A 15,619-nucleotide genomic window follows, 5' to 3' on the forward strand; every position below is an offset into this window, starting at 1 on the left:
ACGAAATTTAGCAGTATTTTTTTTGTGTAAAGTCTGTTTTTAAGTAAAAAATATCTATATTTGACCACGATTTTAGAATTAAATATGAATATCGATAATATAGACAAGCGGATTTTAAAGGAATTATTGATTAATAGTAAGCAATCAATCAAGGATCTTGCGCAAAAAGTTGAACTTTCAGTAACACCCGTACACGAACGAATCAAGAAGCTGGAATCTACGGGAATCATCAAGGGATATTCTGCCAATTTGGATATCAAAAAAATTGGATTTAATCTCGTAGTCTACATGAATATTACGCTCATTAGACATCAAGAAGAGCTAGACAGCGAAATCGCTAATTACATCAATGGGCTTGATGAGGTGGTGGAAGCCTATTTCGTTTCAGGAGATTTTGATTTAATGGTGAAAGCCGTTTTGCGAGATATGTCTCATTATCAAGAATTTGTGTTGCACAAAATGTCTAGAATCGATATTATTTCTAATGTGCGTAGCTATTTTGTAATCAAAGATATTAAAGACCACAACGAGCGTATATATCCAGATAATTTGTAACTTTGCGCCATGAGAAATTACAAAGCGAGCCTTTTGGTAGGGCTCGGTGCGTGCAGTTATGGCGTGCTCGCTACCACAGTAAAACATGCCAATGAGATGGGGATACATACCAGTATCCTTACCGTAGCGCAGTTTTTAATCGGTTTTTTGTTTTTATTAGTTTTGGGCGAAATCACAACCCGACAAAACAAAAACATTCAAAAAGTAGATTCTAAAGATAAACTACAACTTTTTTTATGGGGTATCAGTTTAGGTACCACCACAATTTTCTATTACCTATCGTTGCGATACATTCCTGTGTCGATCGCCATTATAATGTTGATGCAATCTATCTGGATGAGTGTGCTCATTGGAGGTATTACACAGAAGAAAATTCCGCCTAAAAATACCATCATCGGTGCATTGATTGTACTTGGCGGAACGCTTTTGGCTACCAATATTTTTGATGTAAAACAGAGTATAGATTACCGTGGAGTATTGCTAGGATTGGGGGCGGCACTTTCATATTCTACCAATATTTTTGCCTCGAGCCGTGTGGCGGTAAAAGCCAATAATATTTTGAGAAGTAAATATATGGTGCTCGGTGGATTAACTTTTATTGTGCTTTTCTGGAATGTAGAGACTTTTCACCACATCAGTGGGCAAGCCATATTTTGGGGAGCTGTAATTGCGCTTTTTGGAGCAATTTTACCACCGATTTTATTCAATATTGGCGTGCCAAAGATTGGCGTAGGATTGGGGAATATCATTGCAAGTTTAGAAATTCCAGTATCGATTATTTCTGCTGTTATCGTTTTGGGCGAACCCGTAAAACCTATTCAGTGGTTGGGTGTGCTTACGATTTTGTGTGCAGTAATCATCATTAATACGCCGAAAATTAAATTGAAAAAATAAATTTTTCTATAAAAAAAATAATATATACATTTGCCTTAAATCAAAAGTTAGTCTTGGCTAACAAAATAGTTTTGAAGAATTTTATTTTATGGCAGAGTTTTGTATAAGACATTTAGAGCGATATTGGGGCGAGCTTATCCAATCAGCAAATGAGTATTTCATGAATGGAAAATACGAGCAGTCTCTTGAAATATACACCCATGCACTATTTAGGGCTGAGGTTTTGGCTAGTAATCCAAACGATTGTTTACGGTTAGCGGTGCCATTTATAAAGATGTATGTAGATTCACAGAATTATTTGGTGCAGAACTATATTATGCTGAATGATCTAAAAAATGCTAGAAATCAAATTTCTTTATCTACGCAATTTTTAATGTTTTTGTATAGCCGAAAAATACTAAAAATAAGTGAGTTGGAGGAATGGTTGTTGAGAAATCATTTTTTATTTCAAGAAATTCAAAATCATATAGACAATAAATCATGTTTAAAGAAAATAGTAAATTAATTATTTGTTAAATTTGAATAACTCATAAAGCACTTTTACGTCTATATATTTTTTTGTGTTTAAAATTATTTAGAGTCTCATTTAAAAAATAAACTTGTAAGAGTGCTTTTTTAATTTAAAAATCATGAAAGAATTAATTTTAGTCCGCCACGGGCAATCCGAATGGAATTTAGAAAACCGATTCACGGGTTGGAAAGATGTAGATCTTACGCCGCTCGGCATTGAGGAAGCCCAAAAAGCAGGCGAATCGCTCAAGGGCGTGCATGTCGACGAAGCCTTTACTTCCGAGCTGATTCGGGCACAGCATACTTTGCAAATTATTCTCGAAACGATGGGGGAGCCCAATATTCCGATTACTAAAAACATTGCGCTCAATGAGCGTTCTTATGGCGATTTGGAGGGATTGAATAAAGCCGATACTGCCAAGAAGTTTGGCGAAGAGCAGGTGCATATTTGGCGACGCTCGTTTGATGTAGCACCGCCTCATGGCGAAAGTTTAAAGGATACCTACGACCGCGTTGTGCCGTATTACGAAAAAGTGATTAAGCCCAAATTGGCGACCGAAAATATTTTAATCGTGGCACATGGCAATAGCCTAAGGGCACTGATTATGTATCTAGAAAATCTGACCAAAGAAGAAATCCTCAATCGTGAAATCGCTACGGGACATCCTGTGATTTATCAAATTGATGGGAGTTTACATCCTACTTTAATTCAGAAATAGAAAATCGTTTAAAATCGGATTTTTTGAAACAAGATTTAGTTATAAAAACATAACTAAATCTTGTTTTTTTATGCTTGAAAGAAATCAAATTCCATAGGAGAGTTGTCGGCATTTTCTACTGAAAATTCACCAATTCTCGTGCGGCGAAGTGCCGTTAAATAGCCCCCAGAGTTAAGTGCTTTGCCAAAATCATGTGCAATCGAGCGAATGTAAGTTCCTTTGCTGCAAGTGATTTCGAAATCTACGAAAGGCATTTCGATTTTAGTGATTTTAAAATCTTTAATTGTGATTTTGCGTGGTTTTATTTCGGCAGATTCGCCTTTTCGAGCCATTTCATACAAGCGAGTTCCGTTGAGTTTTACGGCAGAATGCATGGGCGGAAGTTGCTCAATTTCTCCGATGAATTTTTGCGTTGCATTGTGAATCATTTCATCAGTTAGATGCTCAGTCTCAAAAAATGCATTTTCGGGCTTTTCTGTGTCATAAGATTCAGTTGTGGCTCCGAGTTTTATGGTGCCAGTGTAGGTTTTTTCTTGTGCTTGGTAGGTGTCGATTTTCTTGGTGAATTTTCCCACGCACACGATGAGCAAGCCCGTAGCTTTGGGGTCTAGAGTTCCCGCATGTCCTACTTTAAATTTCTTGAGATTATAGTTTTTTCGAATGTTATATCGAATTTTTTTGACCACATCAAACGAAGTCCAATCCAGTGGCTTATCTATCAAAAAAACTTTGCCTGCTTGCAATTCTTCTAACGAGTATGGCATAGATTATTTTTGGAAATAATAGAAATAAACTAAAAGCACAATCCCTACGATGATACGATACCAGCCCCAAGGCTTAAACCCATATTTATTAAGCACCGCGATAAATGTTTTAATCGCTACCAAAGCCACGATAAAGGCAATGATATTTCCGATTAAAAACATCATCATATTGTCGTTTGAAGCAAGTAGCATTTCGTAACCTTTTTGCTTTACGGCACCCATTCCCCATTCTTTTAAAAATAAAGAATACACCGTAACGGCAAGCATGGTGGGAACTGCCAAGAAAAATGAAAATTCTGCTGCCGCTTTTCGGCTAAGTTTCTGCGTCATTCCCCCGATGATAGAGGCAGCACTTCGGCTTGTACCAGGCATCATCGCCAAACATTGCCAAAAACCGATAATCACGGCTGTTTTGTAACTAATTTCTCTTTCGCTATGAATTTGTGGATTTTTAAACCATTTGTCGGCAAAGATTAAAATGACCCCACCAATGACCAAAACTGTAGAAATCGCAATTTGATTGTCCAAAACGGCTTCGATTTTATCATCAAATAGTTTTCCTAAAATCAAGGCAGGAACTACGGCTGCCGCCAATTTGAAATAAAATGTGAGATTACTAAAATCAAAGAATTTTTTGTAATACGCCACAACTACCGCCAAAATCGCCCCAAACTGAATGGAGACTTGATACATCTTCAAATATTCGGTTTCTTCCATGCCCATTAAGCTCGCAGTGAACCCCATGTGGGCGGTAGATGAAATGGGCAAATATTCAGTAAGTCCTTCTATGATGGCAATTACGATTGATTGTAATAAATCCATTTAGTTATTTAGTTTTGGGTTGATACATGATTGCTACAACTTCTACGATAAAACCGATTAGGATAAGGCTAGGAGCCAAACGGATTCTTCTCCATGAGAAGATATCTTCGTTCCAGTAAGTTGGGTCGAAAGTGCCATCTGGTCGAGTGTTGGCATCTGCACCACCCATAAGCCAAAATCCAAGGGCTATGAGTGCTAACCCTGCAAACATGATTAGGTAATTTTTTTTATTAAAAAGCATTTTTTACAATTTAATTATAAGTAATATAATTGGTCTGTTCTAAGTTTTAAATAACGCCATGAAGCGAAGAATGTACTTAATATTGCAATAAGCACACCGACTAAAATCACACCTGCGATGATGTAAATAAAGTCATCATGCCATAGTGCTAAATTAAGTTTTGGGGCGGCATAATACCATAAACCACCCAAGGCAACGAGCGAAAGGATAGACCCCAAAAGTCCAAGCCAAAAGCTCTGAATCAAGAAAGGTTTTACGATAAATCTTCTTTTTGCACCCACGAGTTGCATTGTCTTGATGGTAAATCGTTTAGAGAATATTTTTAATCTCAATGAGTTATTGATCAATATAATAGAGATGATTAAAAATAAAGCGGCTAATGCAATGAGCCAGAAAATGATATTATCGATTCTTTTGTAAATGCCTGCTAAGCCAGAAGTGTTGTTCACTTTGTCGATGATTGGGTAGTTGCTTAAAACCTTAGTGATGCTATCAATTCGCACAGAATCCACATAGCTTGGGCGCACGGTAATCACCACAGATGGCGGGAATATTCCGTCCTCAAATAAGGCTAAATCATCATTTTTAAGTCCCAATTGTTGTTTCGCAATTCCAGTTGCAGTGGCTTTGTCGATGTATTTTACATTTTTTACATAAGGTTTGGTCTTGAGTGTATCGACAAAAGCTTGTTGCATTTCTGGTTCTTTCTTTTTTTCTTTACTGTCTTTTGCTTCTTTAAAATAAGCCTCGATTTCAAACTGATTTTTTAAGTGCTCGGCATAATCGTTTGAGTTTACAACGATAAGTGCAAATAAGCCCAACAAAAAAAGCACGAGAGAAATACTCACCACTACCGTAAAGTTCGAAGAGCGAAGTCTTCTGCGGTTCATTCTATCAATTGATTTTGACATGAAAAAAAGAATTTTATAGTTTTATCACTGCAATATTACTAAAAAGAATTTTAAATTTCTACATTAGGTCTTGCTAAAATTCAACAAACAAAACTTTTAATAGAAAAAATTAGGAAGTTTCCTAAAACTTTTTATAGCTTTGCCCCACTCTTATGAAACAGCGTGTGCAACATATAATGAATTATGATAAGTTTAACAACTTTTTCTTGTTTAGCTCGAGAAAAAGTGTAAACACACACACACACACACACACACACACACACACACACACACACACACAACTTATACCTTAATATAACCTGTCTATTTGCTTGTGCAAATGCTTCTTTTTCCTATTTAAAAATCAAAAATACCATTGCTAGCTTGTTGCTAGCTATACTATATTGTAAAATAAAGCCAAAGTTCCGTTTAGGAGCATTGGCTTTATGTTTATCTAAAAATAAATGTTTTTGCAGTGCCCCACACTGTAAAATACTTCTTTTCATACACTCTCGTGGAACGAGCTTCCTAGTAGAATGTTTTTTTTCATACTTAATTTTTCTAGCTAAACAGCTAGGAAAGTTGTTATGTAATGTTCGCTATGAGAATAGCCGACAATCGTTTTTAAGTTTTGGCCTTGCTGTGGAAATCCCCTAACACCACGGTAAGGCTTTTTTTATGAAAACAAGGGGAATAAAAAAATAATAACAGATGCAAATATATAAACAGAATAGAAACTTTTTAAAATTAAATTTTATGAAAAAGACAATGTTAAGTTTAGGAGTATTCGCCTTGTTAGGCTTGAGTACCCAAGTATTCGGACAAGTAGAGACTGCTACGGAAGGACCTTTGAGTAAAGATGCCGTAGGAATAAACACCGATGAGCCTACCGCAACCTTAGATGTGAATGGGGGAGCGCGTGTAAGAAAAGCGAGAGCTGCCGTATTGCCTACAGACCCGAAAGTAAAAGCCACCGAGATTTTGGTAGTAGACAAAGATGGAAACTTATTGCGTTTGCCAATTAGTACCACTACGCTACAAGAGTTAGTAGGTTCCGCTCCAACAAGTGGTGCACAGCCAGGGGGAACTGTAAATGGCTTTCCAGCTCAAACGAAGTTAGGAAAAACCATTGCAAGCATTAGAACTAAAGAATTACCAATGTTAGCAACTGATTGGACAGATTCAGACTATACAATCGTTATTAAAGGGGATGGAGATGGTATTGCTCTTCCTTCCGCAAAAAATAATAAAGGAAGAATTTTATGTATAAGAAATGGAGAAACAACCAATAGAACCTATTTTGGAAGTGATATTCCAAAGAACAATGGGGCAATAGGAGGAAACAGAGGTCAAGTATTGCAGTCTGATGGTGAATATTGGTGGGTGATTGGAGGTTTTTAATCGGAAAAAATAAGAAATCATGAAAAAGATATTTATCAGTTTATCTCTTTTAGGGTTAGCAGTAGGCTATGCTCAAAATACGACGAATAGCACAATTGCTTTGACCATTGATAAAAACTACTTTTTAGATGGTTCATTTAATACCTTCTCAAAGGTTTCTTTAGGAAAAGGTTTAAATTTTCCGAGAACAGATTTAACAAAGTTTGAGTTTAGTACTACAGATTTAGGTGGATACCAATATTCTCGCACTGCTTTTGATGGTATGATAGTGTATAATACCGCAAAGGGAACCACGGGAAGTAATGCCGCTACGCAAGGAAAACAAGTGTCTGTAACACCAGGCTTTTATTATTTCTATAATCCTAAAGGGACAGAAAAAACAACAGATTTATCAGAAGGGCAATGGGTGCGTTTGGGCGCGGAATCAGTAACATCTACTTTAAGCACTTTGCCAAAATATAGCACAGAAGAAAGAGATAAGTTAAAAGTTGTAGAAGAAGGAACCATTATTTATAATACCACCACCAAGCAAGTAGAGGTGTATAATGGTACGGGTTGGGTGCCGGTATCTGGAGTAGCTACCACCAACCCAGGCGGAGGCACCCCAGTATCTCCAGGCACAGGTCCAGGTACAGGCGTAACACCTCCACCAAGCACTACCACCTATTCTGCTACCAAAACGGGAACTTACCGCAAAAGTTTTACTAGAAACAATTGTGGGGCTGGTTATATAGGGGGAAGTCATGAAGTGTCTCACCAATCACAAGCTACGGCAACCAGTACTATAAGCCAAGAGGATGCTGATAGAAAGGCATTAGATGCCGCAGTAGCCGCAGCCACCCAATGGGTGATTGCCAATGGGCAAAGAGAGGCAAATAGCCGTGGACAATGTAGACAAGACCCCAATAGTGGCGTTGCGAATTTAGGAAATGGAGTCCGCGCTACTTTGCAAGATGCAAAAGGCTATGTGGTATCGCTTACTTATCAAGGAGCACAAGTGCAGGGAAAAATAGACAATGGAAGTAATAAGGTGCAGATACAAATTCCGTATACAGGAGGAAATGGAGGAAGCTATGGGCGAGTAACCGCCCAAACGCAAACCCTTGCGAGAGCAGCCCAAGATGGAAGAAGTACAGCGGCAACCTTAACAATCCCTGCTGGTCAATTAGCCAATGGAAATGGTTATATCTCAGCAGAGATGAGTACGCCAAGTCTTTACAAAGTAAAAATGCTAGCCCCAGGACAAACTGAAAAGGTGGCAGAGTTTAAAGTACGCATCAATGGACAAGAGAAAACAGTGGTGGTGAATGCTTTAGGCGGTATCCCAGATAAGAAGTTTAATGTAATGACCAATGGTAGATTAGAGCACCAGTTTGTGTATATTCCTATCACAGGTCCAGATGGCAGAACATGGTTAAATAACAATTTAGGAGCGGATTATGCTAATGTTAATTCTCCACACTTTAATCCAACCCAGCAGGCTACAAGTAAGGCTGATTATAAGGCATATGGTTCGTTGTTCCAGCGGGGTAGAGAGGCAAATGGACATGAGTTAGTAGATTGGACAAGGTTCATTTTTGGACGTGTAGTTCATTCAAATCTGTCTTGGAGTAGAGATATGTTGTCAAGTTTAACCACTTATCATGATCCATGTCCAAATGGGTATCATACTCCATCTAAGTCCGAGTGGGAACAATTGTTCCGCGCAGTGGGTTCAGGCAATTCAATGTGGAAAGAGCGTAAGTTAAATCTTCCCGCTGCAGGCTTCCGCAACTACGCCAATGGTTCGCAGTTCAGTCACACAGGTAGCGGCGGCTACTACTGGTCGTCTACGCAGAGCCTCTACGCATGGGAGTTGCGCTTCAGCTCAAGCGGTAGCAGCATGGGCAAAACCAGTCCTTCCTACGGGTATCCGGTTCGTTGCCTCAAGGATTAGCGAGCGTTTAATTCCCCCTTCTCAAAGAGGAGAATTAAGCCCACAAAAAAAGCATTATAAATATGAATTATGAATAACAAATAAGAATCAAAAACAAAAAAAATGAGCATTAAATATAAAGTAGTAGAGAGAGGTCAGCCCGGTGTAAAAGGTGGCGGGACCAAGAAGTTTTATGCCAATGTGGTGAACGATGGAGAGTATAGTATAGACGATTTGGTAAAACAAATTGAGAAGTTTTCGGCACTCAGCGAGGCAGACATCCGTGGTGTCATCATTGCGCTAGAGAATGTAATTCAAGACGCCTTGGCCGCCAGCAAGATTGTACGCTTAGAGAAACTAGGAACGCTCTACCCTACGCTAAGCAGTGGAGCTGCCGCAAGCGAGAAGGAGTTTCAAGCGGGATTAATCAAGAAAGTAGGCGTAAACTACCGCCCAGGCAAGCGTATTCTAGATGCGATGAAGTCGGCAGGATTTGAAAAGGCGTAGTTTTATTTATCATTCCTATTTATAGTAGAAAAGGCACTATTTTTTAGTGCCTTTCTTTTTTTTGTAGTATTGTAAAAACCTGCGCAAGTTCCAACAGAAACCCGCGCGGGTTTGGGCTAAAACTTGCGCGGGTTTGGAGCAAAACCTGCGCAGGTTTCAAGACAATGTTGCGCAGGTTTTATGCCTAAGCTAGAGGCAGGATTAAAAAAATACTTTTAGATTTACTTTATCACCGCAAGAAATCGCTTACTTTTAAGGTTAGAGCGAAAAAAAGTAGATAGGTTTGTGTAAACTATGACAAAAACCATAATCGTTTATTTGTACAGGCTATTTTTTTTAAACATCTTTACGAAACTTAAAAATTATGTACAAATAATATGGAATGGATAGTTGATTTATTCTCTAATCATGAGAGTATTGCATATACAGTACTTGTATATAGCATTGTAATTGCGTTGGGTGTTTTTTTAGGAAGACTCAAATTCTTTGGGATTTCATTTGGAATTGCCTTTGTGCTTTTTGCGGGCATAGCAGTTTCGCATTTTGGATTCACCATCAATCCAGAAATCCTACATTTTGTTAAGGAATTTGGTTTAATTCTTTTTGTGTACACCATTGGTTTGCAGGTAGGTCCAGGTTTCTTTGCTTCGCTAGAAAAAGAGGGGCTAAAGTTAAACTTCATCTCAATCATCACCATTGTAACTTGTGTGATTACGGTACTTGCCATTTTTTATATAACTAAAGAAGATATTGTGGTGCTCACGGGAGTGATGTCTGGAGCGGTGACCAATACGCCAGGGCTCGGTGCGGCACAACAAACCATTATGGATTTAACAAATGGAAATCCAGATAATAAAATTTCTACACTAGGTACAGCCTATGCTATGAGCTATCCGTTTGGTGTTTTGGGGATCATTATTGTTATGCTTTTGTTTAAATCTATTTTGCGCGTAAATGTGGAGGCGGAGTCTCGTTTAAATAAATGGAAAACAATAGCCAAGGCAGGCACTTTTAGTCGTAGAGCGATTAAGGTTATAAATCCTCAGCTTTTTGGAAAAAAAGTGGGAGACATCTACGAAGTGTTGGGAGATCATTTAGTGATTTCCAGATTGTCTAGAAAAGGTAAAATTCTACGCGCCAATCCCGAAACAATACTAGAGGCAGATGATGTATTGCTAATTGTAGCAGCACCAGATGATTTTAGAAAAATTGAAAACTTTGTAGGGAAAGAAGATTTCGAGACCGATTTAGGACTAGACAATCCAGGCAATTCCCCAATTGTATCTAAAAGAATCAGCGTTACCAAAAAAGCTGCTTATGCTAAAAAGATAGGACAGTCTGATATATTTAATGCTTACCCTATCACTGTAACACGCTATATTCGTGCAGGTTTAGAGTTTATAGCAACTCCTTCAACTAAATTACAGTTCGGTGATACCATTATCGTAATTGGGGAAGAAAAAGACATCGAGAAGTTTGCCAAAGCGGTAGGTAACTCTAAAAAAGAAATGAGTACTCCACATATCGCAGAATTGTTCTTTGGAATTATTTTAGGCGTATTGTTAGGAAGTATCCCATTCCATATCCCAGGCGTGCCATTGCCTGTGAAATTAGGATTGGCAGGAGGTCCTTTGGTGGTAGCGATTTTAATCAGCCGCTATGGCGGAAAATTCTCTGTAACGCATTATGTTTCACAGAGTGCCAATTTAATGGTGCGCGAAATAGGTATCGTATTGTTCCTAGCCAGTGTAGGGCTCGGCGCGGGAGAAAACTTTGTGGAAACCATCGTAAACGGAGATGGCTTATATTGGATGCTTTTAGGGGTGATTATTACTTTGGTGCCTCTGATTGTTACTTCCATCGTATGCCGTTCTATTTACAAATTGAGCTATCCCGAAATTTGTGGAATCTTAGCTGGAGTATCAACCGATCCGCCTGCACTTGCCTTTGCCAATCAGTCAACAGGTTCAGATGCTCCAGCGGTGAGCTATGCCACTGTGTATCCGCTCACTACCTTTTTACGAATTATGGTCGCACAGTTTTTAATTTTATTTTTCTATACTTAAACACTTTAATATATGGATTCAAGAAGAGCCGCACAGATTTTATCAAAGAAAATGCAGCGTGTGATAGATGCACAGCGTAGGATAATCCTATTCCTTATCTGTATTATTTTTGCTTTTGGAGTTACATTCGCCATGGCGCATTATGAGGAGAGTTTAAACATGATTCAAATCTATGTAGTATTCATTCTCTTTTTAGCCATTTCACTCTGGGTAACAGAGGCGGTGCCTCCCTTTGCTGTGGGACTCCTCATCGTAGGATTACTAATATTTTTCATAGGAAACTCTGCCACCAATATCAAAGGGCAGGCAGACTATATAGATGTAAAAACCTTTGTGCAAACTTGGTCTAACTCTGTAATTTGGCTAATGCTCGGTGGTTTCTTTTTGGCTGAAGCACTTAAAATCACGGGGCTAGACAAAGATTTGTTCCGTTTGAGTATCTCTAGAGTGGGCAACAATCCCAAGCACATTATTCTAGGACTGATGATGGCAACGGGAATTGCCTCCATGATTATGTCTAATACTGCCACCACTGCTATGATGATAGCCTCCATCATGCCATTTATCGATGTGGTGGGCTACCAAAACCGAGTGAGCAAAGCTTTGCTTATTGGGATACCAGCTTCGGCAGCCATTGGTGGGGTAGGGACAATCATTGGGTCGCCACCCAATGCCATTGCCGTAGACGCCATTAATAACTTGGCGAGGGATCATGGCGATCTTCATTACATTTCTTTCCTCGATTGGATGATTTATGGCGTGCCCATCGCCCTTATTTTGATGGTAGTTTTCTGGTTTATTTTAATTAAAGTCTACAAGATCAAAAATACGCCTATCGAAATCGACTTTTTGCACAAAAAAGGACTAGAAAGCCAGATGGAGAAATTCAATAAGCGCATGGTCATCGGAGTTTTGATTATCACCGTATTGTTGTGGCTTACGGGCAGTGTGCACGGAATCCCATCGGCTGCAATTTCAGGTATTCCCATCATCGTATTGCCCATGTTGGGCATCATTACAGGCGTGGGCGTGAGAAAATTACCTTGGGATACACTGATGCTCGTAGCGGGAGGTTTGTCGCTCGGTATTGCGATTCAACAAAGTGGATTGGCAGATTTCTTTGTCTCAAAAATCAGTAATTATGAATTTTATGATGTAGTGTTTTTAATCATCTTTGCCTTTGCCACGGTGATATTCTCCAACATTATGAGCAACACCGCAACGGCAACGATTTTAATCCCCGTAGCGACCATTCTGCCAGGTGTAAACCCCATAGAAGCCGCCGTTGTTATTGGGCTTTCGGCATCATTTGCTTTGTTCTTGCCCGTGTCTACACCGCCTAATGCAATTGCGTTTAGTACAGGATATTTAAAGCAATCCGATTTTAAATTAGGAGGATTCTGGATAGGCTTGCTAGGACCTGTGCTCACTATTCTGTGGGTATTGCTGTTGTCTTATTTTGGATTCATGTCTTAGTTGATTTTATAGTTAATTAAAAAATCCCGAATTTCAATCATTCGGGATTTTTTGTGTTTTTTTAAGCCACGGGAATTGGTGGATTTTTCTTGATGAAATCAACAATTAGCTCTGGCTCATCAGTTAAGTAGAGCAATTTCTTGTATTCTTGTCCTATTGCCAATTGGTGCAAAACCGAATACAGAGAAGAATCTTCTACATATCGTTTTTTGCCCAAGAAAATCATCGGGCTGTAGTAGCCAAAGGTTCCGTAGTGGTTCTGTGCCGCTTCTTGGAAAATTTCCTGCGTGGTGCCCGCACTTCCTGGCGCGAAAATTACACCATATAAGCTAATGGCAAGCAAGACATCTTCTCGAATGGAATTGGAGAAATATTTAGCCACATGTGTTGCAAAAACATTGGTAGGCTCGTGCCCATAAAACCAAGTGGGAATCGCCAAATTCTCGGTAGTGCTTGGATATTTTTCCAAAACCTTTTTAGCCTGAATTAAATAGTTTTTAGCCAAGAAATCTTTAGTTTCCTCAGGATTTAATTTTCCAAAATCCAAATCGCTTAATATTTCAATAGCATCCATGAGCTCTGCCTCAGTTTTGTTTGCCATATAAGCTCCTAAATTTGCTGCTTCCATAATCCCAGGACCTCCGCCCGAAACGATGTAGTAGCCCTCCTCGGCAAGCAATTTGGCAGTTTGCGCCGATTTAATATAAAATTCAGAACCCCTGCGGGTAGAATGCCCTCCCATGAAACCAATAGCCTTGCGATCCGTCATGCCCAGATCGTTGTAGCCCATCAATTCGCGGATAGATTCATCGATATTGAAATCGTGTAACCGTTGTGCCATCGCAATATGGAAACCTGGGTTGTATTTATTTAGGCTAAAGTGTTTATAGATTTGCAAATCGGTAGAGTTGTCGTGCACAGGATCATAGCCCTCCAGCAATTCTTCGTGAGTGTAAAGCGTTTTTCGATTAGGATTAAAAGGTAAATTATCAAATTTTGGATAAATAAAAGCCCCCATTTGCATCAATAGGAAAGCATCTTCTTGCTTAAAATCACAACTGATAAAAACGGTATTATCTAATTCAAAAGATTCCCAATTGATAGCCTCTTTGGTAAAATCTAAATTCTGGATTACCAAATCCCTCAAACTATTGCTCGCCTTGGTATGTTTTCTCCAGTAATCTAAAGTTCTAATAAGTTTTCCTCGTTTCATAACATCAAAATTACATAAAAAAATAGCTTAAATACTTAATTTCACTATTTAATAAATAATACTCGTATCTTTGTATTAAATATTATGCCAAATGAGAATTTTAGCCCTAGATACCAATCATTCCATTTTAATTGAAAAATTAGAAAAAGCAGGTTTTTCCGTTGATGAAGATTATACTTCGCCCAAAAACGAAGTAGAACAGAAAATTGCAGACTACGATGGAATCATTATCCGAAGCCGTTTCCCGATTGACGAAACTTTTTTAAGCAAGGCAGAAAAATTAAAATTTATCGGCAGAGTAGGCGCAGGGCTGGAGAACATAGATTTAGATTTTGCCGAAAGCCGTGGAATCATTTGTTTTAACGCGCCCGAAGGTAATCGCGATGCGGTGGCAGAGCAGGCAATGGGCATGCTATTGAGCATTATGAATCGTTTTTGGATAGCCAATCGCGAAGTGAGCCAAGGCATCTGGAAACGAGAAGAAAATCGTGGCGAAGAAATTAAAGGAAAAGTAGTGGCACTCATCGGCTATGGAAATATGGGGAAAGCTTTTGCTCAAAGGCTAAAGGGATTTGGTTGCAAAGTGATATTTTATGATATCAAAGACGGGCTCAGTGATGAAAATGCTCGCCAATCCACGATGGATGAGGTGTTTGAACGAGCAGATATTTTAAGCCTACATATTCCGCAAACGCCCGAAACGCTGGGCTTGGTAAATGATGCGTATCTTCAAAAATTCCATAAAAATATATATTTTATCAACACGGCTCGTGGCAAATCCGTAGTTACAAAGGACTTGGTGAAACACCTTAAAACGGGAAAAGTGAAAGCCGCTGCACTTGATGTGCTAGAGCAAGAGAAAGCATCTTTTGAGTCTTTATTGCAAAGCGAAATTCCAGAAGAATTAAATTATTTAATTCAAGCTGAAAATGTGTTGCTCACGCCACACATCGCGGGCTGGACTCTTGAAAGTAAAGTGAAACTAGCAGAAGTCATTGCCGATAAAATTATTGAAGCATTTGGCTAAGTTATAAATTATCTTCGTACGGCACTCGGTGCGTGATAGAACGCCCTAGCGTGAGCTCGTCGGCATACTCGAGCTCGTCGCCCACACCGATTCCGCGTGCGATGGTGGAAAGTTTTACATCGCTGTCTTTTAGTAATTTATATAGATAGAAAACCGTGGTGTCGCCCTCCATGGTGCTACTCATGGCAAAAATGATTTCTTTGGCATTTTTGGCGCGTTCGAGTAGGGGAACGATGTTTAATTTTTCGGGACCTATGCCTTCCATGGGAGAAATCTTTCCGCCCAAAACATGATAAACGCCACGATATTGTCCCGTATTTTCAATCGCCATCACATCACGGATGTCTTCTACAACGCAAATAATGTCTTGCTCACGCAATTGATTTTCACAGATTTCGCAAATATCGTTGTCGCACAGTGCATAGCATTGTTTGCAATATTGAATTTCGTCTACCAATTTCGTCATCGATTGTGCCAAAACATGTGTTTGGCTTTTGGGGCGTTGCAACATATGCAAGGCTAAACGCAAAGCCGTGCGCTTCCCAATTCCTGGTAGTTGAGAGATTTCTTCTACTGCTTGTTCCAAAATTTTGCTAGGATAGTGCATAGGAGCGCAAAG

At 39.1% G+C, this 15,619-nt stretch carries 16 protein-coding genes; 10 read left to right on the forward strand and 6 right to left on the reverse strand.

Translation table 11 applies throughout. The features are described 5' to 3' along the window. Nucleotides 1-60 precede the first annotated feature (60 nt). The 4 genes from ORNRH_RS06995 (at nucleotide 61) to ORNRH_RS07010 (ending at nucleotide 2,678) form a co-directional block, all read left to right on the forward strand. Nucleotides 61-555, forward strand: coding sequence for an Lrp/AsnC family transcriptional regulator (locus ORNRH_RS06995; protein ID WP_014791184.1), 495 nt, complete (start codon nucleotides 61-63; stop codon nucleotides 553-555). Between the two features lie 9 nt (nucleotides 556-564). Next, a complete protein-coding gene (locus ORNRH_RS07000; protein WP_014791185.1) occupies nucleotides 565-1,449 on the forward strand; it encodes an EamA family transporter in 885 nt (294 codons plus the stop codon). Between the two features lie 88 nt (nucleotides 1,450-1,537). Beyond that, nucleotides 1,538-1,954, forward strand: coding sequence for a hypothetical protein (locus ORNRH_RS11645; RefSeq protein ID WP_014791186.1), 417 nt, complete (start codon nucleotides 1,538-1,540; stop codon nucleotides 1,952-1,954). Between the two features lie 124 nt (nucleotides 1,955-2,078). Further along, complete coding sequence (locus ORNRH_RS07010) at nucleotides 2,079-2,678, forward strand: 2,3-bisphosphoglycerate-dependent phosphoglycerate mutase (protein ID WP_014791187.1); 600 nt, start codon at nucleotides 2,079-2,081, stop codon at nucleotides 2,676-2,678. Nucleotides 2,679-2,746: 68 nt separating this feature from the next. Here ORNRH_RS07010 and truB read toward each other — a convergent pair whose 3' ends face one another. The 4 genes from truB to ORNRH_RS07030 are packed head-to-tail and all read right to left on the reverse strand — an operon-like array spanning nucleotide 2,747 to nucleotide 5,416. Beyond that, nucleotides 2,747-3,442, reverse strand: a complete 696-nt coding sequence (gene truB / locus ORNRH_RS07015; protein WP_014791188.1) for a tRNA pseudouridine(55) synthase TruB — start codon at nucleotides 3,440-3,442, stop codon at nucleotides 2,747-2,749. Between the two features lie 3 nt (nucleotides 3,443-3,445). Continuing rightward, complete coding sequence (locus tag ORNRH_RS07020; RefSeq protein ID WP_014791189.1) at nucleotides 3,446-4,264, reverse strand: undecaprenyl-diphosphate phosphatase; 819 nt, start codon at nucleotides 4,262-4,264, stop codon at nucleotides 3,446-3,448. Between the two features lie 4 nt (nucleotides 4,265-4,268). Next, entirely contained in the window at nucleotides 4,269-4,505 is a 237-nt protein-coding gene (locus ORNRH_RS07025; protein WP_014791190.1) for a DUF3098 domain-containing protein, read from the reverse strand. Between the two features lie 14 nt (nucleotides 4,506-4,519). Continuing rightward, nucleotides 4,520-5,416: a cell division protein FtsX gene (locus ORNRH_RS07030; protein ID WP_014791191.1), complete on the reverse strand. Its 897-nt coding sequence runs from the start codon at nucleotides 5,414-5,416 to the stop codon at nucleotides 4,520-4,522. Between the two features lie 735 nt (nucleotides 5,417-6,151). Between ORNRH_RS07030 and ORNRH_RS07035 the strand changes: the two genes are divergently transcribed. From ORNRH_RS07035 to ORNRH_RS07055, 5 genes are all read left to right on the forward strand, one after another. Further along, nucleotides 6,152-6,796, forward strand: a complete 645-nt coding sequence (locus ORNRH_RS07035) for a hypothetical protein (RefSeq protein WP_155814510.1) — start codon at nucleotides 6,152-6,154, stop codon at nucleotides 6,794-6,796. Between the two features lie 19 nt (nucleotides 6,797-6,815). After that, nucleotides 6,816-8,732, forward strand: coding sequence for a DUF5977 domain-containing protein (locus tag ORNRH_RS07040; protein WP_014791193.1), 1,917 nt, complete (start codon nucleotides 6,816-6,818; stop codon nucleotides 8,730-8,732). 102 nt (nucleotides 8,733-8,834) lie between these two features. Beyond that, complete coding sequence (locus ORNRH_RS07045; RefSeq protein ID WP_014791194.1) at nucleotides 8,835-9,218, forward strand: HU family DNA-binding protein; 384 nt, start codon at nucleotides 8,835-8,837, stop codon at nucleotides 9,216-9,218. 377 nt (nucleotides 9,219-9,595) lie between these two features. Beyond that, nucleotides 9,596-11,284, forward strand: coding sequence for a putative transporter (locus tag ORNRH_RS07050; protein ID WP_014791195.1), 1,689 nt, complete (start codon nucleotides 9,596-9,598; stop codon nucleotides 11,282-11,284). 12 nt (nucleotides 11,285-11,296) lie between these two features. Further along, on the forward strand, nucleotides 11,297-12,760 hold the full coding sequence (locus ORNRH_RS07055) for an SLC13 family permease (protein WP_014791196.1): 1,464 nt from the start codon (nucleotides 11,297-11,299) through the stop codon (nucleotides 12,758-12,760). A gap of 61 nt (nucleotides 12,761-12,821) precedes the next feature. Here the strand turns inward: ORNRH_RS07055 and ORNRH_RS07060 are convergent, their stop codons facing one another. After that, the gene (locus tag ORNRH_RS07060; RefSeq protein ID WP_014791197.1) at nucleotides 12,822-13,973 is read right to left on the reverse strand and encodes an LOG family protein; all 1,152 of its coding nucleotides are present in this window, start codon (nucleotides 13,971-13,973) and stop codon (nucleotides 12,822-12,824) included. Nucleotides 13,974-14,064: 91 nt separating this feature from the next. On the opposite strand from ORNRH_RS07060, the gene ORNRH_RS07065 reads away from it, so the two are divergent. Further along, complete coding sequence (locus ORNRH_RS07065; RefSeq protein ID WP_014791198.1) at nucleotides 14,065-15,000, forward strand: 2-hydroxyacid dehydrogenase; 936 nt, start codon at nucleotides 14,065-14,067, stop codon at nucleotides 14,998-15,000. A gap of 1 nt (nucleotide 15,001) precedes the next feature. Here ORNRH_RS07065 and recR read toward each other — a convergent pair whose 3' ends face one another. Further along, the gene (gene recR / locus ORNRH_RS07070; RefSeq protein ID WP_014791199.1) at nucleotides 15,002-15,607 is read right to left on the reverse strand and encodes a recombination mediator RecR; all 606 of its coding nucleotides are present in this window, start codon (nucleotides 15,605-15,607) and stop codon (nucleotides 15,002-15,004) included. Between the last annotated feature and the right edge of the window lie 12 nt (nucleotides 15,608-15,619).

It is taken from the genome of Ornithobacterium rhinotracheale DSM 15997 (assembly GCF_000265465.1).
In the GTDB taxonomy this organism is placed as follows: domain Bacteria; phylum Bacteroidota; class Bacteroidia; order Flavobacteriales; family Weeksellaceae; genus Ornithobacterium; species Ornithobacterium rhinotracheale.